A 26,555-nucleotide genomic window follows, 5' to 3' on the forward strand; every position below is an offset into this window, starting at 1 on the left:
GGCGGGGGTGGGTGTGTGAGAGGCCAAGAAGTGTTGACCCTGAGCGGTTTACACTGGTTTCCAACATGAAACCACTGGCGACGCTTCTGACGCTCGCGCTGGCTGCTTCGGCCTCTGCGCAGACCTTTCCTTCCGTTTCCGTCCCGCTGGCCGCGCTGACCCAGACCGCGCCGGTGGCCCAGGCGGCTCCCCAGGCCGCTCAGCCCATTCCCAGCAATGTCCTGCGCGTGCGCTACCTGCGCCCGGACGGCAAGTATGACGGCTGGGGCCTGCACATCTGGGAGGACGCCGCCAAACCCACCGAGTGGGCCGCGCCGCTCCAGCAGACGGGCGTGGACGCGGGCGGCGCGTACTGGGACGTGCCCCTGAAGGACGGCGCGGCCAAGGTGGGCTTCATCGTCCACAAGGGGGATGAGAAAGACCCCGGCGCGGACATGTTTGCCGATCCCACCAAAGGCCGTGAGGTGCTGGTTCGCAGCGGCCAGGCCGAGTTCGCCTACGTCGCGCAGGAGCCCCCCGTCCCTGCCAACACCGCCCGCATCAACTATTACCGCCCGGACGGCAAGTATGAGGGCTGGGGTCTGCATGTCTGGGAGGACACCACCAAACCCACCGAATGGACCGCGCCGCTGAACCAGACGGGCAAGAACGACTTCGGCGTCTACTGGGACGTGCCGTTAAAAACAGACTGGAAGAAGCTGAATTTCATCATTCACAAGGGCGACGAGAAGGACCCCGGTCCGGACATGACGTTGGCTGCCGAGAAGGGCAATCAGGCGTGGGTCGTCAGCGGAAATACGGCCGTCAATACGGCGAAACCCGATACCAGCGTGCGGCAGGTGGGGGACTTGATGAAACAACAGGCGATCATGCTGGGGCGTGACACGGTGGCGGTCAAGCCGGGAGTCGTGCAGCCGGGCGCGCTCCTGACGCTGCACAGCGCGCCGGATGCCTCGTTGAAGCTGACCCCGGCAGGGGTGGACGGTGGGACCACCCTCACACTGGAACCGGTAGAGGGCGGCCTGACCCCTGCCATGAAGGCCAGGGTGCCGTATCTGGCGAACTACACGCTGCTGCGCGTGCGCGAGGAAGACCGGGGCAAGATTGACGCGGCGCTCAGAGGCCAGCTGGCGGTGTCCTCGGTCATGCCGGACGGCACGGTGCTGGACGCGACGGGGATGCAGACGGCGTGGGCGCTGGATGATCTGTACGCCTACAGCGGACCGCTGGGCGTGACGTGGGCGGCGGGTCAGCCCACCGTGCGCGTCTGGGCACCGACGGCGCAGGACGTGAAACTGCACGTCAGCGATGCGGACGGCAGGAACGAGAAGACGGTCGCCATGACCCGGGATGCCGGTGGCGTGTGGACGGCGGTGGGTGATACGGCCTGGAAGGGCCGCGCCTATCTGTTTGAGACCAGGGTGTTCTCGCCCGCCACCGGCAAGATCGAGACCAATCTCGTCACCGATCCCTACTCTGTAGGACTAACGCTGAACAGCACGAGGAGCCTCCTGATTGATCTGAACGATGCGGCGCAGAAGCCCGCCGGGTGGGAGGCCCTCAAGAAGCCTGCGCTGCGCTCGGTGGAGGACCTGAGCTTCTACGAACTGCATCTGCGGGATTTCAGCGCCGCCGATTCCAGCGTCCCAGCAGCCCAGCGCGGCACCTATCTGGCCTTTACCCAGAGCGGAAGCAACGGCATGAAGCACCTCAAGGCGCTGGCCGACGCGGGCCTGAAAGCCATTCACCTGCTGCCCACCTTCGACATCGCCACCATCAACGAGGACAAGGCGGCCTGGAAGTCGGTGGGCAGTGACCTGAGCAAACTCCCGCCCAACAGCGAGGAGCAGCAGAAGGCGGTCGGCGCCGTCAAGGACGCCGATCCCTACAACTGGGGGTATGACCCGTACCACTACATGGTGCCGGAGGGCAGCTACGCCGTGAAGGCCGACGAGCGCACGAAGGAGTACCGCCAGATGGTCATGGCCATCAATGCCGCGGGCCTGCGGGTGGTTCAGGACGTGGTGTTCAACCACACCAACGCGGCGGGGCAGGCCGAGCGCAGCGTGCTGGATAAAATTGTTCCCGGCTATTACCACCGCCTGAATGTGGATGGTGCCGTGGAGAACTCGACGTGCTGCTCGAACACCGCCACCGAGCACACCATGATGCGGCGCCTGATGATCGACACGCTGGTGCTGATGGCGCGGCAGTACAAGGTGGACGGCTTCCGCTTTGACCTGATGGGCCACCACATGGTGGAGGACATGAAGGCGGCGCGAGCTGCCCTGGATGCCCTGACCGTCCAGAAAGACGGTGTCGACGGCAAAAAGATCTACCTCTACGGTGAAGGCTGGGACTTCGGCGAGGTGCAGGGGGGCAAGCGCGGCGTGAATGCCACGCAACTCAACCTGTACGGCTCCGGGATAGGAACCTTCAATGACCGCATCCGCGACGCGGTGCGCGGCGGCAACCCTTTCGGGGGCTTGCAGGAACAGGGCTTTGCTACCGGACTGGTCGGGTTGCCCAACGGCCAGAAGGGCAACACCGACACCGCCAAACTGTTGCAGCTCTCTGACCTGCTGCGGGTGGGCTTGGCTGGCAATCTGCGCGACTACACCTTCACCAACGCGGCGGGGCAGAGTGTGACGGGCGCCGGCATCAAGTACGGCGACGCGCCCGCCGGGTACGCGGCCAGCCCACGCGAAACCATCAACTACGCCAGCGCGCACGACAACCAGACCCTCTTTGACGCCGTGTTGCTCAAAGCCCCGCAGAACGCGACCTCGGCCCAGCGCACCCGGATGCAGAACCTCGCCAACAGCCTGATTCTGCTGGGGCAGGGGCTGCCGTTCAGCACGTCGGGCGATGATCTGCTGCGCTCCAAGAGCTTCGATACCGACAGCTACAACAGCGGCGACTGGTTCAACGTGATCGACTGGACGGGCCAGACCAACGGTTTTGGCCGGGGCCTGCCGCTGGCGGAAAAGAACGCGGACAACTGGAACCTGTACCGCCCCCTGCTGGGCAATCCGGCGCTGAAACCCAGCCCGGCCGACATTCAACGGGCCTTCGACTCCTACCGCGAGTTCCTGCGCGTGCGCTATTCCTCTGACCTGTTCCGGCTGGAGACGGCGGCGAAGGTGCAGCAGAATCTGACCTTCCTGAACACTGGCCCCAAGCAGATCCCTGGCGTGATTGCCATGAAACTCAGCGGTGCGGTGGGTGCGAACAACCCCTACAAAAATATTGTGGTGGTCTTTAACGGCAGCGGCAAGAACGTGACTGTGAAGGACGCCCGACTGGCGGGCCTGAACCTCAGCCTGCACCCCGTGCTGGCGGCCAGCACCGATCCCGTGGTCAAGACCAGTAACTATGTGGGCAATGGTGTGACCGTACCCGGCCTGACGACGGCGGTGTTCGTCGGCAAATGAGCGCCAAACGCTGAATTCTAGACCGCTGCTCGTGCTGGCAACAGGCGTGACGGGCAGCGGCAAGACGCCATCGACCCGCCTTATAGCAAGGGAATGGGGTTTTCTCTGCTGACACGCGATGATCTCAAAGAGCGGTTGTGGGACGCCTGAAGGCAAGAGCCAGACTGCCCAGCGGAAGTCCAGCGACCCACTTTGCTGTCTATGTGGCCGCCGCTCGGGTCTTTCACGGTGAGATGGCGCGGGGCATCAGCCCCAAGCGCCTTCGCCTCTGGGCTGAAGCTGAGCGCCCTGCGACTCACCGCGATGCATAGATTCTGTGCGAACTGCAGGACAACCCCAGCTGTTGAAAACACTCCGAGCGATGCGTGCTGCCGGATCTGCCTAAACTGAACGTGAAGATTAAGAGCGCGTATCAACCTGACCCAAAAAGCACGTTGCAGCTTGTTTGCGCTTGGACACTCCATAGCCTCGGAGCTTGCGCCTGCCGCGTCTATGACAGGCGTCCTTCAATTTTATGAAGGTTGGCTCAGGAAAGGCAAAATCTCCCATCAGCCCCCACTGATCAATCTGAGAGATATGAGAATCGGATGCACAAAGTGACGCTGCCGTCTAGCATTAGCCTTTCTTTTAGGGCGAGGGCACCAAAATACACTCGGTGACACTCCTACATTCTATTGGTCTCCCGCTGGAGGTTTTGCATGAAAGTATCAACTCTGACCCGTTCAACATTTGCTCTCCTTGCCGCATCGCTGCTGGCTGCCGCCTCTGCCAAGCCCATTGTGGTGGGCAGCAAACTCGATCCCGAAGCGCAGATTCTGGGACAGATGATTCTGTTGACCCTCAAGAACGCGGGTCTGGAGACCACCGACAAGACCAATCTGGGTGACACCGGCGTGAACCGCAAGGCGATCCTGGCCGGAGAAATCGACGTGTACCCCGAGTACACCGGTAACGCGGTCTACCTGTTCCCGGCAGCCAAGATCACGCCCAAGCAGGCGGGCAATCCCGGAACCATCTACGGTCTGGCACGGCAACTGGACAGCAAGAACGGCATCACGTGGCTCAAGCCCGCCAACGTGAACAACACCTGGGTGATCTCGGTGCCGCAGAAGCTGGCGACGGCCCAGAAACTCAAGAGCGTGGCCGATCTGGCCAAGTACATTGGCGCCGGCGGCAAGTTCAAGATCGCGGGCAGTCCCGAGTACTTCAGCCGCCCCGACACCTTCCCTGCCTTTGAGGCCGCCTACGGCTTCAAGCTCAAGCCCGATCAGAAGCTGGTGCTGGCCGGCGCAACGCCTCCGCAGGCGCAGCAGGCTGCCTCCAACGGCACCAATGGTGTCAATGCGGCAATGGCTTACGGCACCGACGGCACCCTCGCGGCCCTGAGCATGGTGGCACTGACCGATCCCAAGGGCGCGCAGTTCGTGTACCAGCCTGCGCCGATCATCCGCACCAGCACGCTGAAGGAAAATCCGCAGATCGAGGCGGCCCTCAACAAGGTGTTTGCCAGCCTGAACGCCAGCACCCTGCAGGGGCTGAACGCCAAGGTGGCGCTGGAAGGTCGCACCCCGCAGGCGGTGGCTCAGGAATACCTGAAGTCCAAGAACCTGATCAAATAAACCCAACCGGTTCTCGGGGCAGTGGGAAGGCCGGTCAATGCCGCCACCCGCTGCCTCTTCCCGTTTCGGTACGATGTTGAACAAAAATAAAGTGAATTGGACGGTGAGGGGCCTCTCCCTCCTGAATGATGAGCCTGGTTTTCCCTTTCGCCCCTGGAGAAGATTGCCCTTGACCCTTCCGAATTCATGACCGTTGCTCCCGTAGTGCCCGAGGTCAAGCCGCGCCGTCTGTCTGCCTCGCCGGACGTGCAGCTGATCTTCTGGCTGGCCGGCGCGTTGATGCTGGCGGCCTGTGTCCTGCCGTGGGCACTGTTGCGGCCTAACCGACTGGCATCGGGCGTGTATATGAACTTGCCTGCCGTGTGGGTGGGGGTATGCGCGGTCCTGGCGCTGGCCCTTCCCCTGTCGGCCCGCTTCCTGGTGCGGATGGCGCCGTTGCTGAGCGGTCTGGCACTGGCCCTGGGCTTCTACCTGCTGGGGGCCCGCATGAGCGCCGCCATGCTGGACCAATCTGACATCGCGCGGGCCAGCGCCAGCAGCGGGGTGTGGGTGTGGTTGCTGGGAGCGGGGACCGCGGTGTACGGCGCGGGCCAGATCAGGGTGCCGGGGCGCTTGTGGGCCTGGCTGTCCTGGCTGTGGCTGCCCGTGCTGATCGTGCTGGCGTTGACCGGGCAGCTGGCCGCATGGTCCGTGTTGCGCGAACTGGATGCCCAGCAGGCCCGCTTCCTGCAGGAGGTGGGGCAACACCTGAAGCTGGTGCTGACCGGGCTCGGCCTGGCCGTGCTGATCGGCGCTCCGCTGGCGGTGTGGGCCTCGCGTCGGCCCCGCGCGGCAGACGCCGTGCTGGGTTTTGCCAACGGCGTCCAGACCATTCCCAGTCTGGCGCTGCTGGGCCTGCTGATTGCGCCGCTGGGGGCGTTGGCCACCGCGCTGCCGTTTCTGCGGCAAGTCGGTGTCAGCGGGATCGGCACGGCTCCGGCGCTGACCGCCCTGACGCTGTACGCGCTGCTGCCCGTCCTGAGAAACGGGCTGGTGGCCCTGCGCGGCGTGTCGCCCGGAGCGCTGGACGCCGCACGCGGCATGGGCATGACTGACAATCAGCGCTTCTGGCGGGTGCAGTTGCCGCTGGCGCTGCCGGTGTGGCTCTCGGGCATCCGGCAGGCCGCGGTGCTGCTCGTGGGCGTCGCCAGCATCGCGCAGCTGATCGGTGCGGGCGGGCTGGGCTATTTCATCTTCAGCGGCCTGCAGACGGCGGCCAGCGATCTGATCCTGCTGGGCGCGATTCCCGCCGCGCTGCTGGCCATTGGGGTGGACGCCCTGCTGCGCGGCCTGGAAGTGCTGCTGGCGCGGCAGTGGGGGAGAGGGTGAAAGACTTTCTATTTCCCTTGCCGGGTCTGGGCCCCGCGAAGCCGCGGATTGAGGAGACCGCCAGACAGGCGACAGAAACAAATGAGGCGTCGGGGCTTGTTCCCTTCCACCGTGACCCCGCAACCATGAATCCCCGCCTCCGGAGTCAACCATGATTGAACTTCAACACCTTGAGAAGAAGTACGTCAACGAGGCCTCCGGCGAGACGTTCTACGCCGTCAAGGACCTCAGCCTCACCTTTCCTGACGGCAAGATCACCGCGCTGCTGGGGCCTTCAGGCTGCGGCAAGACCACCACCCTGCGGATGATCAACCGCCTGACCGAGCCGACCGGGGGCAAGATTCTGCTGGACGGCCAGGACATCATGGCCCAGCGCCCCGAAGACCTGCGGCGGCAGATCGGCTACGTGATCCAGCAGATCGGGCTGTTTCCGCACCTGAGCGTGCTGCAGAACGTCGCCACCGTGCCCGATCTACTGGGCCGTCCCAGGGCGCAGACGCGCGAGCGGGCGCGTGCGCTGCTGGAACTGGTCGGTCTGGAGCCGGGGCAATTTGCCGACAAACACCCGCACGAGCTGTCCGGCGGGCAGGCGCAGCGGGTGGGGGTGGCCAGGGCGCTGGCCGCCGATCCTCCGGTGCTGCTGATGGACGAACCCTTCGGTGCCCTGGATCCTCTGGCCCGCGACAAGTTGCAGGAGGCGTTCCTGGACATCCAGCGCCGCTTGCAGAAAACCATCGTGCTGGTGACGCACGACATTGATGAGGCGTTGCGCCTGGGGGACCGTGTGGCGCTGTTGTCGGCCGGAGAACTGGCGCAGTTTGGCACGCCCAACGCGCTGGTGCGCCACCCCGAGAGCGAATTCGTGCGGCAGTTTCTGGGCGAGGACGCGCTGCTGCGCCAGCTGGCAGGCTTGACCGCCTCTCAACTGGCCCGGCCCGGCGACGCCACCGGCCTGCCGCAGATCAGCGGATCACTGAATGTCCGCAGTGCCCTGAGCGTCATGCTGGGCCAGCGCTCTGACGCCCTGGCGGTGCTGGACGAGGGCGGGCAGGTGCAGGGCGTATTGACGTGGCAGGCGCTGGAAGAGGCGGGATGAGGGTGTCCCGGTGACGGTGGCCCGCGCCGCCAGGACGCGCCGGGGCGGCTCCGCACGGCTGCTGGCCTTGGTGTGGCCCGCACTCCTGCTGATCTGCCTGATTCCGGGGGTGCTGTCCAGTCTGTTCGCGCCGCTCTCGGCAGGGATTCCGCCGGACACCGGGGGACGGCCCCTGTGGCGGCTAACCCTGATTCATCTGGAACTGGTTCTGGGCGCGGAACTGATCGTGCTGCTGATCGGCGTGCCGCTGGCCGTGTTCGTGACCCGTCCGGGCCGCGCCGCCCTGATGCGCCTGACCGAGACGGTCACCGGATTGGGGCAGACGGTGCCCACCATCGCCATTCTGGCTCTGGCCGTGCCCACCCTGGGGCTGGGCCTGCCGCCCACCGTCCTGGGGCTGGTCCTGTACGGGCTGGTGCCGGTGGTGTCCAATGGGATTGCGGGGCTGCTGGCGGTGGACGCGGGGGTGCTGGACGCGGCGCGCGGCGTGGGCATGACGCCCCGGCAGCGCCTGCTGCGGGTGGAACTGCCCCTCAGCCTCCCGGTGCTGATGGCTGGAATCCGCACCAGCACGGTCTACAACGTCGGCACGGCGACGATTGGCGCGGCGCTGGGCGCGAGCGGCTTGGGCAGCCTGATCATCAACGGGTTGTCGCAGCAGAACACAGGGCTGGTGTTGATCGGCGCGGTGCTGGCCGGCTTGCTGGCCCTGAGCCTGGACGCATTGCTGGAACTGCTGTCGCCGTCGCCGGGCGAGCGGTAGCCGACCTTGGGGCAGGTTGACCGGTCAGCCGCCCCGCCCCGCCCTAGAATGCCCAGCATGCGGATTCGTCTCGACCCCTGGCCGGTGGATACCCAGGATGGCCAACTGACCCTCAAGCCCTTTGCCGGGCTGGTCTTCAATGCGGAAACAGAGGTGTGGGCCGCCATCGCGCCACGTGACCTGCCGGCGCGGCTCCGGCGGGTGCTGGTCGTGGACGGCAAACCGCGCATGGAGGCCCGTCTGCTGCTCGACGACGAGGTGGGCGGTCTGAGCCTGGCGGGCTTCGGCGCTTTTGTGGCGGGCGCGGTGGACCTGTGCCCGCACGGCACGCGGCAGGCCGAACTGCTGGAGGTGGCCGCCCAGCGCGTTCTGGCCCACAGCAGCGAGAGCGGCGCGGCGGTGAAAGCAGAGCGGCTCAGCCCGCGCAATCCGCACACCGGACGGCTGGAGTACACGCCGCATGTCTTTTCGGGCAGCGGGCTGGAGGGGGCGAAAAGCAAGGTCCAGCGCCTGATGCTCGATGCCGAGGCCGAACTCAGCCACCGGCTGGCCTCCGCCCTGCCATTGGACACATCAGACCCCAACGCCCTGCCCGACACGCTGGTCCTGCAAGACGGTCCGGTGCGCATCGGTGGCGCGGGCCGCGCGGTGCTGGGCTACGTGAAGACGCTGCACACGGATTACCTGGGTGCGGACCGGATTGGCCTGCTGGGCACGCTGAAACCAGGCGAGCGGACCCCGGTCCTGCGCTTCCGGGTGGGCGATCAGGGGGGCGGTCACGACAGCGCCGGTCAGGGTAGTGAGGGCCGCGAGCAGCGCTTCACATGGTACGTGCGCCTGTGCGATCCGCCGTTCTACCAGCACCCTTTGGCAGGGGTGATGCGGCTGGAAATGCACGCCCCTGAAGACAGCGATTTCGTGCCGCGCGGTGTGCTGGACATTGCCAACCTGTCGGGGCGGCTGCTGTGCAAACTGGCCAGCATGCCGCACAAGGACGCCCGGGCGCCGCAGAACCTGATCCCCACCGCCGCGCTGGAACAGGCGATGGGCCGCGCGATGGGCAGCGCCGAACTGGTCACGCGCCGCATCCGCTCGCACCTGGCCCGCGAGCTGGGCCGGGTTGAAATCGAGGGGGCCGTGGCATGACCGGAACCTCGGCCAGCCGCATTGGCATGGTGCTGGGCACCGAGGACGTGACGCCTACCGTCTTCTGGTTTGCCGTGAGCAGCGGCGCAAGCGTGCAACTCGACGATCTGGTCGTGGTCGAAACCTTGAAGCCCGATGGCCGCCCGGTGCGCTTCTACGGTCTGGTGGACAACGTCCGCAAGCGGCACGAGGGTGTGACCTTCGAGTCCGACGTGGAGGATGTGGTGGCCGGCATCCTGCCCGCCAGCGTCAGCTATGCGGCGCGGGTGCTGGTCACGCGGGTGGACCCCGAGAACTTCATTCCGCCGCAACCTGGTGACGCGGTGCGGCACGCGCGCGGGGACGACCTGAAGATGGCCCTCAGCGCCGACAAGATGGGCCAGGCGGGTTTTCCCGGCGGACTGCTGGCAGACGGTCAGCCCTTGCCGCTCAATTTCCGCTTCGTCAACGGCGAGAGCGGCGGGCACATCAACATTTCCGGCATCTCGGGCGTGGCGACCAAGACCAGTTACGCGCTGTTCCTGCTGCACAGCATCTTCCGTAGCGGCGTGATGGACCGCGTGGCCCAGGAGAGTGGCGGGCGCATGGCGGGCAGTTCCGGCGGACGGGCGATCATCTTCAACGTCAAGGGCGAGGACCTGCTGTTTCTGGACAAACCCAACAGCAAGGTGGTGAAGAAGGAGGCCGAGGCCAGCGCTAACAAGGGCTTCGCCGGGGACCGTTACGCCCTGCTGGGCCTGCCGATGACCCCCTTCCGCGACACCCAGTTCCTGGCCCCGCCCCGCGCGGGCACGGCGGGCAGCGCGATTGTTCCCCACACCGATCAGCGCTCAGAGGGGGTCACGCCGTTCGTCTTTACCCTGCGCGAGTTCTGTGCCAACCGCCTGTTGCAGTACGTCTTCTCGGATGCGGGCAGCAGCCTGAACCTGGGCTTCGTGATCGGCAACATCGAGGAAAAGCTGTTTCGACTGGCCGGGGCGCAGAGCGACCGGGGCACCGGGCTCAAGGTGGACGACTGGCAGGTGGACGTGAGCGAGACCCCGCCCGAGGATCTCGAATTCGGTGATCTGGGCGGCGTCAATCTCCGCACCTTCGAGCAGTTGATCTCGTACATCGAGTTCAAACTGCTGGATGACCGCGACGGTGAGGGCGATCCCAAATGGGTGCTTAAGCAGGCACCGGGCACCCTGCGCGCCTTCACGCGGCGGCTGCGCGGCGTGCAGAAGCACCTGACGCCCCTGATTCGCGGCGATCTGACGGAAGCCGAGGCCAATCGCTACCGCCCCAATCTGCTGAGCGGCGCGCAGTTGAGCGTGGTGGACATTCACAACCTGTCCGGCCCGGCACAGATGTTTGTGGTGGGCGTGCTGCTGCGGCAGGTCTTTGACCACAAGGAAAGGTACGGGCGGCAGGACACCGTGTTCGTGGTGCTGGACGAGCTGAACAAGTACGCCCCGCGCGACGACGGCAGCCCGATCAAGGACATCCTGCTGGAGATCGCCGAGCGGGGCCGCTCGCTGGGCATTATCCTGATCGGCGCGCAGCAGACCGCCAGCGAAGTGGAGCGGCGGATCGTGTCCAACGCGGCCATCCGTGTGGTGGGCCGTCTGGATCTGGCCGAGGCCGAGCGCCCCGAATACCGTTTCCTGCCCCAGAGCTTCCGCGCCCGCGCGGGCATTCTGCAACCTGGCACCATGCTGGTGTCTCAGCCGGACGTGCCGAACCCCGTGCTGGTCAATTACCCCTTCCCCGCCTGGGCCACCCGCGGCGACGAGGTGGACGATCTGGCAGGCCGCGATGTGGTGGAGGTGGGCGACGAATGGCTGCGCTGAGCAGGGAGAGGCGGGCACCAAAAAACGCCCATCCAGGCGTCGGCTTCAACAATTGAGGCTTCAGGGGACGGTGAACAGGGATGAAACATCACCCCTTCCCACCTACTACAGCTGCTGTACCAGGATCGGCGTCGTGGTGGGCTGCTCGCTGCCGCCCGGCGGCTCTACGCTGACGGCCAGCGTCAGGCCGTCGGGAGCGTCCTGCACCAGCTTGCCCTGACCGTCGATCACGCCCAGCGAAACCGGTGTGCCCCCTTCGATCTTCCACAGCTGGTACACACGGTCGCTCGGCGGTGCGGCGCTCAGGTACAGGAAGGCGCTGCCGTTTTCCAGGCGCACCACCTGGCCGATCTGCGTCTGATCCGCGCCGGTCAGGGGCTGGCTCACCGCGCCGGGCATTGCCGCGTAACGGGTGAGCGGATCGGCGGGGGGACGCAGCGCAAAGAACAGGGCCAGGGCGGCGGCCAGCCCCAGGGCACCCAGACCCAGCCCCCAGTTCTTGCGGCCCGACTGCGCCTTCGTTGGGGCCTCCTGCGCTTGAGCAGGCGTCAAAGGCAGGGGGGGAGGGGCGGCCTGACGCTCAGCGCGCACCCTGGCCATCAGTCGGTCGGCGGCCCCCTCTGGCACCTGGGCGGGAGGCAGGTGGTCGGCCAGGGCGTGCAGGGCGGCCAGGTCGCTGCTGTACTCAGCCTGCAATTCAGGGTCAGCCTCAAGCGCCGCCTGGACACGCGCCTCATCCTGTGGGGACAGGGTGCCCAGGGCCAGGGCGATCAGATCGTCTCGTTGGATGGACATGCGTGTTCACCTGCCTTTTGCTCAGTAAGGTCAGAGCGGATCATAACCTTTCCATCTTGAGCGTATGGAATGAGGATTGGGAACTTCTGGCGCGGGGCCGGGCTCAGAGGGTGCCGGAGGGGCCGAGCAGGGCCTTCATGCGCCCCAGGGCCGAACGGAGTCGTGATTTGACGGTGCCTACCGGCAGTCCCAGCAACACAGCCAGTTCACTGTGGGTATAACCCCGGTAATAGGCCAGTTCGATCAGTTTTCGCTGATCCGTTTCCAGGCCCTGCACTGCCTGCTCTGCCAGCAACCGATCGGTGGGATCGGCGGCAGCGGTGGGCGCGTCCCAGTCCTCGATTTCCAGCGGGGTCTGGGGGCGGTCACGCAATTCCTGCAAAAAGCGGTGGTGCGCGATGCTGACCAGCCAAGTCTTCACGCTGGCCCGCGAGGCATCAAAGCGCCCGGCATGTTTCCAGGCATTCATGAAGGCGTCCTGAACACAGCTTTCTACATCGTCGGTTTGGTGGAGCATCCGGTGACCCAGGGCGTACAGCAACCGGGCATAACGGTCATGCAACTCGCGCAGGGCGTCTTCCTGCCCGTCCGCCATGGCCTGGATCAGTGCCACATCTGGAGCATCGGGGGGAAGAGTGGGTAGGCTCATAAGGTGAAGATCACCCTATCAAGTGTGGGAACCCCGGCAGCTTCATGAGTATTGGGACAACTTTATTGATCGGGTCTGGGTGCCTCAGGCTTCTGCGTTGCGCTGCGGTGTCACAGCGGCAGCGGCCATGGGGGCTGCAGGCTGGGCTACCGTGATGGGCTGATCCACGACAGGGCTGGCGACGATATTTGCGCCGTCAAACTCGGCCTTGAGACCCTGGGTGCTCTTGCGGAATTCGCGCAGGCCGTGGCCCAGGCTCTTGCCCAGTTCGGGCAGCTTGCGGGGGCCAAAGACCACCAGGGCGACAAGGAGAATCACGATCAGTTCTGCGGGGCCAATGTTGGGCATGGTACTTACCTCCAAGGCGAAAGATGAGGGAACAGATCAGGGGACGGGCTGCCCAAAGGCCAGCCTGCGTCCCCTGAGGACGGGTCAAGCGTGTGCTCTCAGCTGGGCAAGAGGGGGGTGACAATTTTTGTGACAGTGGCCATATCCAGCGGCGTCCAGAAATCCGTCGGCGTGGGCGAGTAGTCGAGGTTGAACTGGCCGGTGCTGGTCACGGTGTCGCCACCCTTGGGTTGCGGCGCAATCGACGTCTGCTGGTCAGCTTTGGTGTAACCCAGCTCACGGCGCAGTTCCTGAATGCCGCTGGCATGGTTGGCTTCTACGGCCAGAATGCTGGCGGCGGCGGTCAGAAGGCCAGCTGCCTGGATCTTGTCAGCCTGCCCCAGGTAGGCCCGGACGCCAATCGGCTCGAAGGTGGCGGCCAGCGCCAGGAAAAGCTCATCGTTGACGGTTTTAGCGCTTCCGTCTGGATTCTTCAGCAACGGACCAAAGTCGATCTTGGGCTTCTGAATTGGAGTGCCCTTCAGATCTGTAATGGTTTTCTGAAGCACCGTGACGTGGGCGTTTTCGTGGGCCGCTATCTGGTCAGCGTAGGTCTTGACGCGGGCGTTGGTCAGTTTGCTCCGCAGGGCGCCGGTTGCGGAAAAGGTGTTGTAGAACTCGGCTTCCAGATACTCCAGTAGAAGAGCGTAATTCAGGATCTCAATGTCTTGCTGCGGGCTCTTGGTGGCCACGCTAGTTGCAGCCAGGGCGGTCATGTTCAGGCCGCCGAGCATTACTGCGCCCGCGCCAGCTCCGGCGAATTTCAGGAACGAACGGCGGTTGGGGGTAGGGGTGGTCATGTGGGCATCTCCTCTGGGATCACGGGAACGAGTTTCGGGCAGCCTGTGGAAGCGCCGATCTACGACGCAGGCGTGACGATGACCGGCTTGACGATCTCCAGAACTTGATCCATCGTCAACTCTTTCCAGAGCGCCGTCGGCGTCGGGGAATAGTCCGCATTGAACTTGGAGGCGTCGGTGATCTTGGCATTGTTCTCGTCAGTGTCCAGGCCGGGCTGTGGGGCAATGCTGGTCTGGCGCTCCGGGTCCTTGTTGTAACCAAGCGACACACGCAGTTCCTGTACGGCGGACACATGGTTGGCTTCAACAGCGTGGATCGCTCCAGCGGTGGCCACCAGTTTGGGGTTGGTCAGGCGGGCCACCTGGCCCAGGTAGGCGCGGACGCCGATCGGCTCGAAGGTGGCGGCCAGCGCCAGGAACATCTCGTCGTTGACGGTTTTGCCACCAATCAGCGGCTTAAAATCGAAAGTGGGCTTGGCCACAGGCGTACCACCCAGCTCAGTAATAGTTGCCTTCAGCGCCGCGACGTGGGAGTTCTCATGCGCCGCAATCTCCTTGGCGTACTCCCTGACCTGCGGGTTGCTCAACTTGGAGGCATTAACGCCGTTGCCCGTGAACTGATTGTAGAAGTCGGCTTCCAGGTATTCCAGCGTCAGGGCGTAGTTCAGGATCCCGATATCCCGCTTCTCAGCATCCGTCATCTGACCGGGTTGAGGCGTGGGGGTGGGGTTACAGGCCACCAGCGCTGCGCCTGCACCAGCCAGACCCAGGTAGCCCATGAACTGGCGGCGAGAAGTCCCCTGGCCCTGCGTGATCTCTGCGCTCGTCATTTCTACGTTCTCCGGCATGAAAATCCTCCCTTGAGCGGCGTTGGTCGCCTTTTCATCCCGCCAGACCTTGGCAATCTGGGCGGGGTCCTGCTTGCGCAGGTGGCCGCTGGGGCCGCCCGCAGAAACATCGCTCAATCGGGTATATGCACGCGGCGCAGGATCGGATCAGACAGCAGGAAAGCCTAAAGGCCGGGTGAAGGTTGGACCGTTGGTGGCGGTCAACGCCTAAACTGTCCGGCGTGAGCACCGAGTCGCCGCCCTCCCTGCTGACCGTCGAGGCCACACCGGGCCGTCTGGACGCCGTGCTGGCCACCCTGACTGGCCACAGTCGTTCGCAAGTGGCGGGCTGGATTGCGGGCGGTCTGGTCCAAGTGGACGGCGAAGCGCATGCCAGAGTCAGCTTTAAACTGCGTGGAGGTGAGGTCCTGACAGTGCAGGTGCCGCCTCTGCCCGAAGCGTCCGTGGAGGCCGAGCAGGTCCCGCTGGACGTGCTGTTTGAGGACGAATCCCTGATTGCCGTGAACAAGCCAGCCGGGATGATCACCCATCCCGCGCCGGGTGTTCGCAGCGGCACGTTGGTCAATGCCCTGCTGGGGCGTATGGACCTGCCCCAGCAGACGGATTTCGACAGCGAGGGTGGTTACCGTCCCGGCATCGTTCACCGACTGGACAAGGACACCAGCGGTGTGATCGTGGTCGCCAAGACGGTGGAGGCCCACGCCCGGCTGGCCGCCGCCTTCAAGGACAGAGAGACCCGCAAGAGCTACCTGGCGATTGCCGCCGGCGGTTGGAAGGCTGCCCAGCCGGTTCGGGTCGACGCGCCGGTGGGCCGTCATCCGGTGCAGCGTCAACGCATGACCGTGGGCGGTGCGAACGCGCGGGAAGCGCAGACCCTGTTCACGCCGTTGGCCGCCCATCCGGATGGATATGGGCGCACGCTGACGCTGGTTCGGGCCCAGCCGCGTACAGGCCGGACCCACCAGCTGCGCGTGCATCTGTCGCACCTGGGCAGCCCGATTCTGGGCGACACGGTGTATGGCCGCGCCAGCGACGTGATGCCCCGACAGGCCCTGCACGCCCAGTTTCTGGAATTGCCCCATCCCCTGACTGGCGACACCCTGCACCTGCACGCCCCCGCGCCGGATGACCTGCTGAGCGCATGGGTGGCGCTGGGCGGAGCGTTACCAGGCAATCTGGAGAGGCTGGATTGAGTCAGCGGCTCTCCAGATCCGCAATCAGCGCCTTCATCTCGGCGATCTCGCGGCGCTGGGTCTCAATAATGCCGTCGGCCAGTTCGCGCACGCGGGGATCACTGATCTGGGCGCGCGAACTGGTCAGGATGGCGATCGAGTGGTGCGGAATCATGGCTTTCATGTACGCCACGTCGCTCACGGTGGCCTGCGAGCGCAGCAGCCACAGCGCTCCGGCGAACACGGCGACGCTGCCCAGAAAGATTCCCAGATTGACCCGCCGGTTCTTGTACATGTTCAGCATGTAACCCAGCATGATCACGGCCATCGTCGCGCCCATGTACAGCGCCATCCACAGGCGCGTCTGGCTGAAGTACACGTGGTCCAGCTGATAGGTGTTCAGGTACATCAGCCCGTACATGATGACTGTGGATGTGGCGATCATGGCCGCGAAACGACCGTAGCTGCCGCCCATCTTGCCCATCGGTTTGTCGCTGCTGGTCTGGGACGGCCGGGGGGTAGGTTGGTTCATGCGATCCTCCTGCGCCCGCAAAAGCCGTCTGCCAGCATGGTGGCTGGGGCAGACGGCGCGGGCGGGAAGTGACGGTGGAAAGGTCAGGCGCTTAGGCCGCCGAGCATCTGCTGACAGGCTTGTTCGCAGCGGCGGCAGGCTTCAGCACAGACCGCGCAGTGCTTCATGTCCATCTTCTCAGCATGCTGCTGGCATTCGTCGCCACAGGCTTTGCAAGCTGTCAGGCAGGCCTGGAGCTGAGCCCGGATCACGTTCATCTCAGGCTGGGTCTGGCGGATCAGCGCGCGCCCGGTGGTGGTGCAGATGTCGGCGCAGTCCAGGTTGATCCGGATGCAGTGGGTCAGGTGTCCGGCGTGTTCAGTCTCGCCCAGACAGGCGTCGGCGCACGAAGTGCAGACCTGCGCGCACTCGAAACAGGCGTCAATGCATTCGGTCAGGGCGTTCAGATCGAATGGGGACTGGCCGATCTGCGGATGGGTCTGCAACATACGCGAAAGGGTGGAGCTGGCGTGCTGGGTCATGCGGGAACCTCCAGAAGAGAGGGGCGAATGTCTTTCCCGCATCCTATGGACTGTGCGCCGGGGGTGGGTGAATCGGCCCTTTCTCTGAAGACTGCCTCAAGCGCGGGTCAAGTTGCGGCCAAGAAGTCCCAAGAACGGCTCAAGCCCCCAGCGTTTGGCCCACCACGGTTACGGGCGGTCCGCGCTCCTACACTTCTGAGCATGACCGAGACGACCAAGGCTCCCCAGTACAGCAAGCCCAGCGACGCCGAATTGCGCGAGCGCCTGACGCCCGAGCAGTACCGCGTGACCCAGCATGAGGGCACCGAGCGGGCCTTCACGGGCGAATACTGGGATACTGATGGTGACGGTATCTACGTGGATGTGGTTTCCGGTGAGCCGCTGTTCTCCAGCGCCGACAAGTACGATGCGGGCTGCGGCTGGCCCAGTTTCACCCGCCCCCTCCAGAACACCCGGTTGACCGAGAACACCGATTATAAGATCGGCTACGCCCGGACCGAGGTCCGTTCCGGCGGTGCAGATTCGCACCTGGGCCACGTCTTCCCCGACGGGCCGCAGGATCAGGGGGGGCTGCGCTACTGCATCAACTCCGCGTCCTTGCGCTTTATTCCAGCCGACAGGCTGGAGACCGAGGGTTACGGCGAGTTCCGTCAGCTGTTCAGCTGAGGCTGGAAGACCCGGAAGGGGCGAGCCGCACTGGACTCGCCCCTTCTGATACCTGCCCTCAACCCACTCAGCGCGTTCCGAAATCCTGCACCCAGTACCGTTTGCCGCCCGCGTTCTGGGCCAGGCCGAGGCCGAGCTCGGTGTAGGCAGCGTTCATCAGGTTGCGGCAGTGGCCCTCACTGTTCAGCCAGCCAGTCACGACCTCCTGCGCGTCCGTCTGCCCGGCGGCGATGTTCTCGGCAATCAGACGCCAGCTGTAGCCGGTGGCGTCGATCCGGTCCTTCAGCGCCCGTCCGTCCTGGCTGACGTGGCTGAAGTAGTTGCGGGCGGCCATGTCGGCGGCGTGGCCCTGGGCCGCGGCTCCCAGCCGGGCCTCGGGTTGCAGCGGCGGCGCTGGCGGATAGGTGGCGCGGCCGCAGGTCTGGCCCCTGGCCCGCGCGGCGTTGGTCAGTTCCAGCACCTGCCGGGTCAGTGAGTCCAGGCGCTGCGGGGTGGCGGGCGGCGGGGCCGTGACCTGCATGCGGAACTCGGCCAGGGTGCGGCCCGGCCCCGTCTGGGTTGCCCGCACCAACGCCTGGCCTGCCCCGGCGGCCTGCACCAGCCCACCCGCCGATACCGACACGATGCGCGGGTCGCTGCTGGTCCAGTTCAGCTCGTCTGGCGGCACCCTGCGCCCGTTCAGTGTGACCTCCAGCTGCATGCTCTGGCCCACCGTCAGTTTTTGTTGACTGGCCGCGGGAAGCACCTGTGGGCTGCTCAGCTCCAGCTGGGCCGCACGGCGCGACACGGTACAGGCACCCAGCGCGGGGACCAGGCAGACGAGCAGCAGCAGGAATGGACGACGGCGCACCGGCCCATTAGAGCATCCACCGAATGGAACAGCGTAAGCAGATTCACCCTGAAACACCGCGAACGATGGGGCAGGGAGACCGGACAAGCCCCTCGAATCCAGAGCACTGGTCCGGCCATTGATCTCCGGAGGTGCAAAAGAAAACGGTGCCCGGGAAGCTCCCGGCACCGCTTTTCATGCTGTGATGGAGACCGCGTGGTCAGCGCGCGCCGAAGTCCTGGACCCAGTAGTGGCCGTAGCTGCCGCCCTTGGCGTAACCCACGCCCAGTTCACGGAAGCTGGGGTTCATGATGTTGCGGCAGTGGCCCTCGCTCTGGAGCCAGCCCGCGACGACCTGCTGCGGGGTGGACTGCCCAGCGGCGATGTTCTCGCCGATGGTGCGGAAGGCGTAGCCCGTCGCGGTGATGCGCTGCACAAAGGTCCGGCCATCCTTGCTGGTGTGGCTGAAGTAGTTCTGCGCGGCCATGTCGCTGGCGTGGCCCTGTGCTGCCTGTCCCAGCTGTGTGTTCAGGGTCAGTGCCGGGGCCGCCGCGAAGCTGGTGCTGCCGCAACTGCGGGCCTGCGCGCGGGCCGCATTCACCAATTGCAGCACCTGCTGTCCCACTGTGGTGTCGGGGGTGGGCGCTGGTGTCGGCGCTGGGGCGGGCGTGCCGGCGGTCACGGTCACGCTGAAGTCTAGATAGGCGCCCGGGTTGCTGACCAGTGCAGTTCGGACTACAGCATTCCCGGCAGCGACGGCGGTGACCAGTCCGTTTTGCGACACCGTGGCGACGGCTGCGTTGCTGGTAGTCCACCGGAGCTGTCCAGGCTGGGCCGGCTGCCCGCCGACAGAGATGTTGATCTGCTGGGTCTGGCCCACATTGAGCTGTAGGGAAGCGGCGGCCTGCGCACTCAGGGTGGTGCCAGCACCAGCGGCGAGATCACCCGGCACGGTGGCCGTCGGCGGTGTGGTTCCACAGGCACTCAGGATCACGGTCAGGGTCACGGCAGCGAGGCCAGCGGATCGTCTCAGGGAAAAAGGCACGTCCGGCATTAAACGCCTCTGAATCCTCTTTACCGTGAGGAAAGATTTCTCATCTCTCATTAAAGGCTGATCCGTTTCTGGGTGCATGGGAACCATTGTTTAATACCTTTCCTCACAATCGTCTTTTCTCACTCAGTCTAAATAGAAGAACCCTTGAGGTCCTCTTCGATGACGGAAAAGACACTTTACGGACGATTCATTAAGCTAAATTTCACAGTTTCCGAATAGACCAGTGCGCTGTTCGTCTTAAGCATTGGCGTTGTGGATAGAGAAACACATAAATCCCGTCCCAGTGCAGCTGCAGTTGCGAGCAGCGCCTCGGCGGCGGGTTCGCTCAGTGCTCCCCAGAGATGCGCCGCACTCCTGCCATTGATGCCCTGCCACAGCAGAGCCCCCACGGCCTCGCCCGCGCCGCTGTAGGCCAGCAGCGGCAGGTAATCACGCTGCCTCTCCAGACGTGCAGCCAGATGCCGGGCCAGCGGCGTTGCCCACTCGGGCGTCCCGTGCGCGGCTGTCAGGACATCGGCCCACTTTTGCAGGTGTAGGCGGCTGACCTGCTCCACCACAAGGTCTGTGGCTTGCGGTTCGATGGGCTTGAATGTCCCCACCTCCAGCGCGGCCACCTCACGCGCTCCCACAACAGTCTTCAGAGAGGCCAGCAGAGGCGGCACGCTCTGCGCCTCATGCCATGCCAGGGGAGAGCGCAGGTCCGGCACGTCTTCCGGCAGATACGTCGCGTTCAATCCCAGCACGTTCACGCCCGGCGTCAGCAACGTGACGGCGCCATTCTCCTCTCTTTGTAGGGTGGAGAGCGGCGCAAAATACTCGGTCAGTTCGGTCAGGATAGGGGGGAGCACCGTGCCGCCCATTTAAGGCTGGCGCTTGCGGTGCTCGGAGGTCAGCTCGCCTGCGTAGCCCCAGTTGTCCGGGTCGATCTCGTCAATCACGACATGCACACTCTCGGGCCGCTTACCCAACACGCTCTGCATGGTGGCGGTGATTTCCCGGACAATCCGAGCTTTTTGCTCTGTGGTGATGTCCTTGCGGGTCAGCCGGACGTTGATGTAGGGCATGGGGGCAATTCTAAGCTCGCAAAGAAAATGGAGCCACCGGATTTTTCCAGTGACCCCATTGGCTGCTTGCGCCAATCAGTTCCAGCGACCGCCGCGCTGCTGACGGGTTTCGGGCTCGGGGGCGGCGTACAGTTCCTCTGCACGCGAGAGCTTCTTGCGGCCATACAACCCCTCCAGCACGAACTCAGCGGCGCTGACCCGCACGGCGTCGCTGTTGCTGTCCGCCACCTCGGCAGCGATGTCGCTGAGGCCGGGCACTTCCCTAGTGGCCTTGATGGCCGCGCCCGCATTGCCGGACTGCGGGAAGCGGAAGACGTTGCCGTCCTCGAACCACTTCTCCAATTTCTGGGTGTCCATGCTGCCGCACAGGCGTCCGTAGACCGCGCCCGCCGCTTTGCGAATGACTTCCTTCGCCACGTTGTCCGCGCCTTTGAGCTCGCCCTCGTATTCCAGCTCCATCTTGCCCGTGATGGCCGGCAGGCCCGCGTACACGTCGCTGACGCGCACCACCGCGTCGTCGTCACCCATCAGGCTGCGGCGCTCGGCGTTGGCGGCAGCAACCTCCAGCAGGCTGATCGGGAGGCGCTGCGACACGCCGCTCATCTTGTCTACGCGGCCGTCCTCGCGGGCCTGGAAGGCGATTTCCTCGATCAGTTCGGCCATGAAGGGGGGGACGGTCACACGCTCATCCTTGACCGCTTCCTGCGCGGTGATGTCCATGCCCAGTTTCACGTCGGTGGGGTAATGGGTGCGGATCTCACTGCCAATCCGGTCCTTGAGCGGCGTGACGATCTTGCCGCGCGCGGTGTAGTCCTCGGGGTTGGCGCTGAAGACCAGCATCACATCCAATTCCAGGCGGATCGGGTAGCCCTTGATCTGCACGTCGCCTTCCTGAAGGATGTTGAACAGCGCCACCTGCACCTTGGGCGCAAGGTCCGCCAGCTCGTTGACCGCGAAGATGCCCCGATTGGCGCGCGGCAGCAGACCGAAGTGCATGGAGCGGGTGTCACCCAGGCTGGTGCCCAGGCGGGCGGCCTTGATCGGGTCCACATCGCCGATCAGGTCCGCCACCGTCACGTCGGGCGTGGCCAGCTTCTCCACGTAGCGGTCCGCACGGGGCAGCCAGCGAATCGGCAGGTGCATGCCGTGCGCTTCAAGCATGTGCTTGCCCTCTGCGCCCACTGGGTTCAGAGGATCGTCGGGCATGTCCACACCGTCGATCACAGGGACCACGTCATCCAGCAGTTCGGTGATCGCGCGCAGGATGCGGCTCTTGGCCTGACCGCGCAGCCCCAGCAGGATGAAATTCTGCCGTGCCAGCAGAGCGTTGACCAGTTGTGGAATCACGGTGTCGTCGTAGCCCACCACGCCGGGGAACAATTCCTCGCCGCTGCGGAGCTTGCGGGTCAGGTTCTCGCGGACCTCGTCCTGCACCAGTCTGATCTTTCCGTCGAAAGGGGTGCGTCCGGCATAACCGGGAGTTTCCAGCAATTCACCCAGCGTCCTGGCTCTGGCGGTCATGTTTGCAGCGGTCATATGCGAAAAAACGTAGCACGGGGCCTGAACGGCGAATGTGCGGGTTGCTGGAGAACGGGGGCAGCGAACAGCGGGGGCGGGGCTCAGGGGTTCACGATGAACTGGAACTGGCCGCCGCGTCGTTCTGCTCGTCTTCCAGCGCCTTGAAGGCGCACACCGCCGCCAGTGCCGCCAGGGCCGGTGGAATCTGGCCGAAGTCCAGGTCCACGTCCTTGCCGTCTACTCGTCCGCCGATGCGTCCGCGCAGGCTGGGACCATCCCGGCGCAGATTGACGTCCTTGCCATCAATGCGGCCCGAAAAACGGCCCGTGATGGTGTCGGCGCTGACCTGCAATTCCACGTTGTCGCCGTCGATGCGTCCGCCTAGGCGGACCTGGACCCGCTGACCGTCCATCTCGCCGTGGGCATCGAAGCCGCCGAACACGCCGCCGATGCGACCGTCTACCCTGCCACCCTTCAGGGTCAGGTCAATGTCCTTGCCCTGAAAGTGCCCGCCGACGCGCCCGCGCAGGCGTTCGCCGTCCCATTTGGCCTTGATGTCGTAGCCTGCCGTGAGGCCGCCCATGCGTCCGTCGAGATCGCTCATGGGGACATGATGGCAGAGGGGAAGTGGGACTGGCTTTGTGCGGGCGGCCCCACCCCCCAGCCCCCTACCCCAGAGGGGCAGGGGGAGCGGCGCTGCGCTAGGCAGGAGTTCTTTGGCGTTGTAGGCAGGCGAGAGAATCTGCGTTTCTACTTACATGCCCTGCTCCGTCCAGCTGCGGAAGGCCCGTCCGCTTCGCGCCCGATGGCCTTCGGGGACGGCCTTGGTGGTTGTTTGCCTGTTGGCAGGCTACCTTGCCCGTATACCTTCTGCCCCAACACTGGCGAGAGAGTGCTATCTAGCCTCGCCCCAAACAAGGTTGCGCGTGCCCCAGCTTCAGCTCAGGCACGCGTAAAGGTAGGTTGAGATTGGTTCTAGTCTCTCAGACCGCCGAACATCTCCTCTTTTGAGGTCTTAAGCCCCCACCCATTCTTCCATCGGCGGGCAGCTACACACGAAGTTTCTGTCGCCGTACACGTTGTCCACGCGGTTGACGGCGGGCCAATATTTCCACGCCTTCTGTGAGGCTGTGGGGAAAGCCCCCACTTCGCGGCTGTAGGCCCGGTTCCAGTCGGCAGAAATCAGGTCTTCCTGCGTGTGCGGCGCGTGCTTCAGCGGGCTGTCCTCCGCCTTAATCAGGCCGTCCTGCACTTCCTGAATCTCGCGGCGGATGCCCAGCATGGCAGTGATAAAGCGGTCCAGTTCCGCCTTCGGCTCGCTCTCGGTGGGCTCGATCATCAGCGTGCCGGGCACCGGGAAGCTCATGGTGGGGGCGTGAAAGCCGTAGTCCATCAGGCGCTTGGCGATGTCCTCCTCGCTGATGCCGCTGTCGGCCTTCAGGGGCCGGATGTCGATGATGCACTCGTGCGCGATCCGCCCGTTGCGCCCGCTGTACAGAATCGGGTACGCGCCCGACAGCTGCTGCGCGATGTAGTTGGCGTTCAGCAGAGCCACGCTGGTGCTCTCGCGCAGGCCCCGCGCGCCCAGCAGCCGGATGTACAGGTAGGAGATGGGCAGAATGCTGGCGCTGCCGTACGGCGCGGCGCTCACGGCCCCGGTGGGGCTGTCGCTCGTGGGAACAACGGCGTGGTTGGGCAGGAACGGGGCGAGGTGTGCCTTGACTCCAATCGGCCCCATGCCCGGCCCCCCGCCGCCGTGCGGAATGGCGAAGGTCTTGTGCAGGTTCAGGTGCGAGACGTCGCTGCCGATCAGCCCCGGTTTGGCGACGCCCACCATCGCGTTCATGTTCGCGCCGTCCAGGTAGACCTGCCCGCCGTGCTGGTGGATCAGATCACAGACCTCGGTCACGTTGGCCTCGTAGACGCCGTGCGTGCTGGGGTAGGTGATCATCAGTGCGCCCAGGTTCTCGCTGTGCTGCTCGGCCTTGGCCTTCAGGTCATCAAAGTCGATGTTGCCCTCGGCGTCGGTCTTGACCACCACCACGCTCATGCCCATCATGGCCGCGCTGGCCGGGTTGGTGCCGTGCGCGCTGGCCGGAATCAGGCAGACGTTGCGGTGGCTCTCGCCGCGGCTCTCGTGGTACTTGCGAATGGTCAGCAGGCCCGCGTACTCGCCCTGCGCGCCGCTGTTGGGTTGCAGGGACACGGCGTCGTAGCCGGTAATGTCGGCCAGCCAGCCTTCCAGCTCGGTCAGCATCTGCGCGTAGCCCTCGGTCTGGTCCGTGGGCGCGAAGGGGTGCAGCGCGCCGAATTCGGGCCATGTCACCGGGATCATCTCAGCGGTGGCGTTCAGCTTCATGGTGCAGCTGCCCAGCGGGATCATGCCGTGGGTCAGGCTGTAATCCTTGTTCTCCAGGCTTTTCAGGTAGCGCAGCATGGCGTGTTCGCTGTGGTGCGTGTTGAAGGTGGGATGCGTCAGGTATTCGGAGGTCCGCTTGAGGTCGGCGGGAATGCCGTCCACCGCCCCCGAATCCAGCGTCACCACGTCCATCGCGCTTCCGGTGATCGCCTCAATCACGTCGGAGAGGTCAGCGGGCGTGACCGTCTCGTCCAGCGTCACGCCGACGCGTTCGCCTTCATAACGGAAGTTGATGCCCTTCGCCTCGGCCCGCTCACGGATGGCCGCCGCGTCGCCGCCGAAGGTCAGCGTGTCGAAGAAGGTGTCGTTGACGCTCAACCCCGCGTCCGTCAGCGCCCGCGCCAGGATACCGGCCATGCGGTGGGTGCGCTCGGCGATGGTGCGGATCCCTTCCTGACCGTGGTACACGGCATAGGCGGCGGCCATGTTCGCCAGCAGCGCCTGCGCCGTGCAGATGTTGGAGGTGGCCTTCTCGCGGCGGATGTGCTGCTCACGGGTCTGCATCGCCATCCGCAGGGCATTCCTGCCCCGGCTGTCCTTGCTGACGCCGATCACGCGGCCCGGCATGGAGCGCTGGTACTCGCTGCGGCACGCCAGGAACGCCGCGTGCGGCCCGCCGAAACCCATTGGCACGCCGAATCGCTGGGCACTGCCCACGACGATATCCGCGCCCTGTTCACCGGGCGGCGTTACCAGCGCGCAGGCCAGCAGATCGACGGCCACGATCAGCGCCGCGCCCGCTGCATGCGTCTTCTCGGCAATGGGGGAGAGGTCCCGCAGGTCGCCGTAAGTGCCGGGGTACTGGGCCAGCACGCCGAACACGCCGTCGGGCAATTCGCCGGACGGATCGCCCGTGACCACCTCATAGCCGAAATATTCTGCCCGCGTCTGGATCACGCCCAGCGTCTGCGGGTGAACGTCGTCGGCCACGAAGAACACGTTGCCCTTGCTCTTGCCCTGGCGCTTGGCGAGGGTCATGGCTTCTGCCGCCGCCGTCGCCTCGTCCAGCAGAGAAGCGTTGGATACGGGCATGCCAGTCAGGTCCATGACCATCTGCTGGAAGTTCAGCAGCATCTCCAGGCGTCCCTGCGAGATCTCGGCCTGATACGGCGTGTAGGCCGTGTACCACCCTGGATTCTCCAGCATGTTGCGCCCGATCACCCCGGGCGTGTGCGTCCCCGCGTACCCCATCCCGATGTAGCTGCGGAACACCTTGTTCTTCCGGGCCACCGCCTTTAGGTCCGCCAGCGCCTGCGCCTCGGTGACCCCTGGCCCCGCCGTCAGCTCGCCGTGAAACTGGATGGCTTCGGGCAGCGTGGTCTCGATCAGCTCGTCCAGGCTGGCGACACCCAGGCTTTGCAGCATCTCGGCCTGTTCCTGCTCGCTGGGGCCGATATGACGACGGGTGAAATCGTTGGTGTTCAGTAGTTCGGAGAGGGGACGGGTCATGGGGAGACTCCTTAAAGAGAAGGGGAGAGTACGGTGGGTGATTTCGGCTCACCCCCTCCCAACCTCCCCTTGCGGGGAGGGATTAACAGCAGAAGATCAGCATCTTTTTTCTCCCCTGTGAGGAGAGATTTCGTAGCGACAGAGGGGGCAGGCAGGGACCGCATTCAGAAGCCGGTCACCCGTTGGCAGCCTCCAGTCCAGCGGGTTACCCTTCTGCGGTTTCGGTGTACGTCGCCGCGTCCATCAGGTCCGAGCGCTCCTCGGTCACGTCCAGCTTGAACAGCCAGCCGCTTTCGTAGGGCGAGGAGTTGACCAGTTCGGGGCTGCCGCTCAGCTCGTCGTTGACGGCGGTAATGGTGCCGCTGGCGGGGGCGTAGATGTCGGAAGCAGTCTTGACCGATTCCACCACGGCCACCGTGTCGCCCGCCATGACCTCGCGGCCCACCTCGGGCAACTCCACGTACACCACGTCGCCCAGTTGATCCTGCGCAAAATCGGAGATCCCGACGGTGCCGTCTTCGGAAAGCCACTCGTGCGAGGCGGCGTACTTCAGTTCAGAGGGGGTATTCATGCTTGATTCTCCTGTGCAAAGGG

Annotated in this window: 24 protein-coding genes; 9 read left to right on the forward strand and 15 right to left on the reverse strand. The window is 65.0% G+C overall.

What is annotated here, in order from left to right; genetic code table 11:
* Positions 1–65 precede the first annotated feature (65 nt).
* From pulA to HNQ08_RS18305, 7 genes are all read left to right on the forward strand, one after another.
* Positions 66–3,434, forward strand: a complete 3,369-nt coding sequence (pulA, locus tag HNQ08_RS18275; RefSeq protein ID WP_184135377.1) for a pullulanase-type alpha-1,6-glucosidase — start codon at positions 66–68, stop codon at positions 3,432–3,434.
* Between the two features lie 698 nt (positions 3,435–4,132).
* Positions 4,133–5,053: a glycine betaine ABC transporter substrate-binding protein gene (locus tag HNQ08_RS18280; RefSeq protein ID WP_184135380.1), complete on the forward strand. Its 921-nt coding sequence runs from the start codon at positions 4,133–4,135 to the stop codon at positions 5,051–5,053.
* 186 nt (positions 5,054–5,239) lie between these two features.
* Positions 5,240–6,421 carry an ABC transporter permease gene (locus HNQ08_RS18285; protein WP_229790110.1) on the forward strand — a complete coding sequence of 394 codons (1,182 nt, stop codon included), beginning with the start codon at positions 5,240–5,242 and terminating at the stop codon, positions 6,419–6,421.
* 151 nt (positions 6,422–6,572) lie between these two features.
* Positions 6,573–7,517, forward strand: coding sequence for an ABC transporter ATP-binding protein (locus HNQ08_RS18290; protein WP_184135382.1), 945 nt, complete (start codon positions 6,573–6,575; stop codon positions 7,515–7,517).
* 10 nt (positions 7,518–7,527) lie between these two features.
* Positions 7,528–8,280 carry an ABC transporter permease gene (locus tag HNQ08_RS18295; RefSeq protein ID WP_425321359.1) on the forward strand — a complete coding sequence of 251 codons (753 nt, stop codon included), beginning with the start codon at positions 7,528–7,530 and terminating at the stop codon, positions 8,278–8,280.
* A 57-nt stretch (positions 8,281–8,337) separates the two neighbouring features.
* The gene (locus HNQ08_RS18300; protein WP_184135385.1) at positions 8,338–9,426 is read left to right on the forward strand and encodes a DNA double-strand break repair nuclease NurA; all 1,089 of its coding nucleotides are present in this window, start codon (positions 8,338–8,340) and stop codon (positions 9,424–9,426) included.
* Positions 9,423–11,258 (forward strand): ATP-binding protein, encoded by a 1,836-nt coding sequence (locus tag HNQ08_RS18305; RefSeq protein ID WP_184135387.1) that lies wholly within the window; start codon positions 9,423–9,425, stop codon positions 11,256–11,258. Before HNQ08_RS18300 ends, HNQ08_RS18305 begins: the two co-directional genes overlap by 4 nt.
* Before the next feature lie 105 nt (positions 11,259–11,363).
* Here the strand turns inward: HNQ08_RS18305 and HNQ08_RS18310 are convergent, their stop codons facing one another.
* The 5 genes from HNQ08_RS18310 to HNQ08_RS18330 form a co-directional block, all read right to left on the reverse strand.
* The gene (locus tag HNQ08_RS18310) at positions 11,364–12,053 is read right to left on the reverse strand and encodes an anti-sigma factor (RefSeq protein ID WP_184135390.1); all 690 of its coding nucleotides are present in this window, start codon (positions 12,051–12,053) and stop codon (positions 11,364–11,366) included.
* 103 nt (positions 12,054–12,156) lie between these two features.
* Positions 12,157–12,702: an RNA polymerase sigma factor gene (locus tag HNQ08_RS18315; RefSeq protein WP_229790111.1), complete on the reverse strand. Its 546-nt coding sequence runs from the start codon at positions 12,700–12,702 to the stop codon at positions 12,157–12,159.
* An 84-nt stretch (positions 12,703–12,786) separates the two neighbouring features.
* Positions 12,787–13,050 carry a Sec-independent protein translocase subunit TatA/TatB gene (locus tag HNQ08_RS18320; RefSeq protein ID WP_184135393.1) on the reverse strand — a complete coding sequence of 88 codons (264 nt, stop codon included), beginning with the start codon at positions 13,048–13,050 and terminating at the stop codon, positions 12,787–12,789.
* A gap of 98 nt (positions 13,051–13,148) precedes the next feature.
* Positions 13,149–13,889 carry a ferritin-like domain-containing protein gene (locus HNQ08_RS18325; RefSeq protein WP_184135395.1) on the reverse strand — a complete coding sequence of 247 codons (741 nt, stop codon included), beginning with the start codon at positions 13,887–13,889 and terminating at the stop codon, positions 13,149–13,151.
* A 59-nt stretch (positions 13,890–13,948) separates the two neighbouring features.
* On the reverse strand, positions 13,949–14,854 hold the full coding sequence (locus HNQ08_RS18330) for a ferritin-like domain-containing protein (RefSeq protein ID WP_229790112.1): 906 nt from the start codon (positions 14,852–14,854) through the stop codon (positions 13,949–13,951).
* Between the two features lie 104 nt (positions 14,855–14,958).
* On the opposite strand from HNQ08_RS18330, the gene HNQ08_RS18335 reads away from it, so the two are divergent.
* Positions 14,959–15,930, forward strand: a complete 972-nt coding sequence (locus HNQ08_RS18335; protein ID WP_229790113.1) for an RluA family pseudouridine synthase — start codon at positions 14,959–14,961, stop codon at positions 15,928–15,930.
* 1 nt (position 15,931) lies between these two features.
* Here HNQ08_RS18335 and HNQ08_RS18340 read toward each other — a convergent pair whose 3' ends face one another.
* A complete protein-coding gene (locus HNQ08_RS18340; protein WP_221284290.1) occupies positions 15,932–16,441 on the reverse strand; it encodes a DUF305 domain-containing protein in 510 nt (169 codons plus the stop codon).
* A gap of 83 nt (positions 16,442–16,524) precedes the next feature.
* Positions 16,525–16,962 (reverse strand): four-helix bundle copper-binding protein, encoded by a 438-nt coding sequence (locus HNQ08_RS18345; protein ID WP_184135398.1) that lies wholly within the window; start codon positions 16,960–16,962, stop codon positions 16,525–16,527.
* A 201-nt stretch (positions 16,963–17,163) separates the two neighbouring features.
* On the opposite strand from HNQ08_RS18345, the gene msrB reads away from it, so the two are divergent.
* Positions 17,164–17,628: a peptide-methionine (R)-S-oxide reductase MsrB gene (msrB, locus tag HNQ08_RS18350; RefSeq protein WP_184135401.1), complete on the forward strand. Its 465-nt coding sequence runs from the start codon at positions 17,164–17,166 to the stop codon at positions 17,626–17,628.
* A gap of 67 nt (positions 17,629–17,695) precedes the next feature.
* On the opposite strand, the gene HNQ08_RS18355 is transcribed toward msrB, so the two are convergent.
* From HNQ08_RS18355 to gcvH, 8 genes are all read right to left on the reverse strand, one after another.
* Complete coding sequence (locus HNQ08_RS18355; RefSeq protein WP_184135403.1) at positions 17,696–18,478, reverse strand: CAP domain-containing protein; 783 nt, start codon at positions 18,476–18,478, stop codon at positions 17,696–17,698.
* A 199-nt stretch (positions 18,479–18,677) separates the two neighbouring features.
* Positions 18,678–19,502: a CAP domain-containing protein gene (locus HNQ08_RS18360; protein ID WP_184135406.1), complete on the reverse strand. Its 825-nt coding sequence runs from the start codon at positions 19,500–19,502 to the stop codon at positions 18,678–18,680.
* Between the two features lie 185 nt (positions 19,503–19,687).
* A complete protein-coding gene (locus tag HNQ08_RS18365; RefSeq protein WP_229790114.1) occupies positions 19,688–20,359 on the reverse strand; it encodes a hypothetical protein in 672 nt (223 codons plus the stop codon).
* A 12-nt stretch (positions 20,360–20,371) separates the two neighbouring features.
* Complete coding sequence (locus HNQ08_RS18370) at positions 20,372–20,575, reverse strand: tautomerase family protein (RefSeq protein ID WP_184135408.1); 204 nt, start codon at positions 20,573–20,575, stop codon at positions 20,372–20,374.
* A gap of 75 nt (positions 20,576–20,650) precedes the next feature.
* The gene (locus HNQ08_RS18375) at positions 20,651–22,111 is read right to left on the reverse strand and encodes a magnesium chelatase ATPase subunit I (RefSeq protein WP_184135411.1); all 1,461 of its coding nucleotides are present in this window, start codon (positions 22,109–22,111) and stop codon (positions 20,651–20,653) included.
* 91 nt (positions 22,112–22,202) lie between these two features.
* Positions 22,203–22,697: a hypothetical protein gene (locus HNQ08_RS18380; protein ID WP_184135413.1), complete on the reverse strand. Its 495-nt coding sequence runs from the start codon at positions 22,695–22,697 to the stop codon at positions 22,203–22,205.
* Between the two features lie 411 nt (positions 22,698–23,108).
* The gene (gene gcvP / locus HNQ08_RS18385; RefSeq protein WP_184135415.1) at positions 23,109–25,961 is read right to left on the reverse strand and encodes an aminomethyl-transferring glycine dehydrogenase; all 2,853 of its coding nucleotides are present in this window, start codon (positions 25,959–25,961) and stop codon (positions 23,109–23,111) included.
* A gap of 205 nt (positions 25,962–26,166) precedes the next feature.
* Complete coding sequence (gcvH, locus tag HNQ08_RS18390; protein WP_184135418.1) at positions 26,167–26,532, reverse strand: glycine cleavage system protein GcvH; 366 nt, start codon at positions 26,530–26,532, stop codon at positions 26,167–26,169.
* Positions 26,533–26,555: the final 23 nt, after the last annotated feature.

The organism is Deinococcus humi (assembly GCF_014201875.1).
GTDB lineage: Bacteria > Deinococcota > Deinococci > Deinococcales > Deinococcaceae > Deinococcus > Deinococcus humi.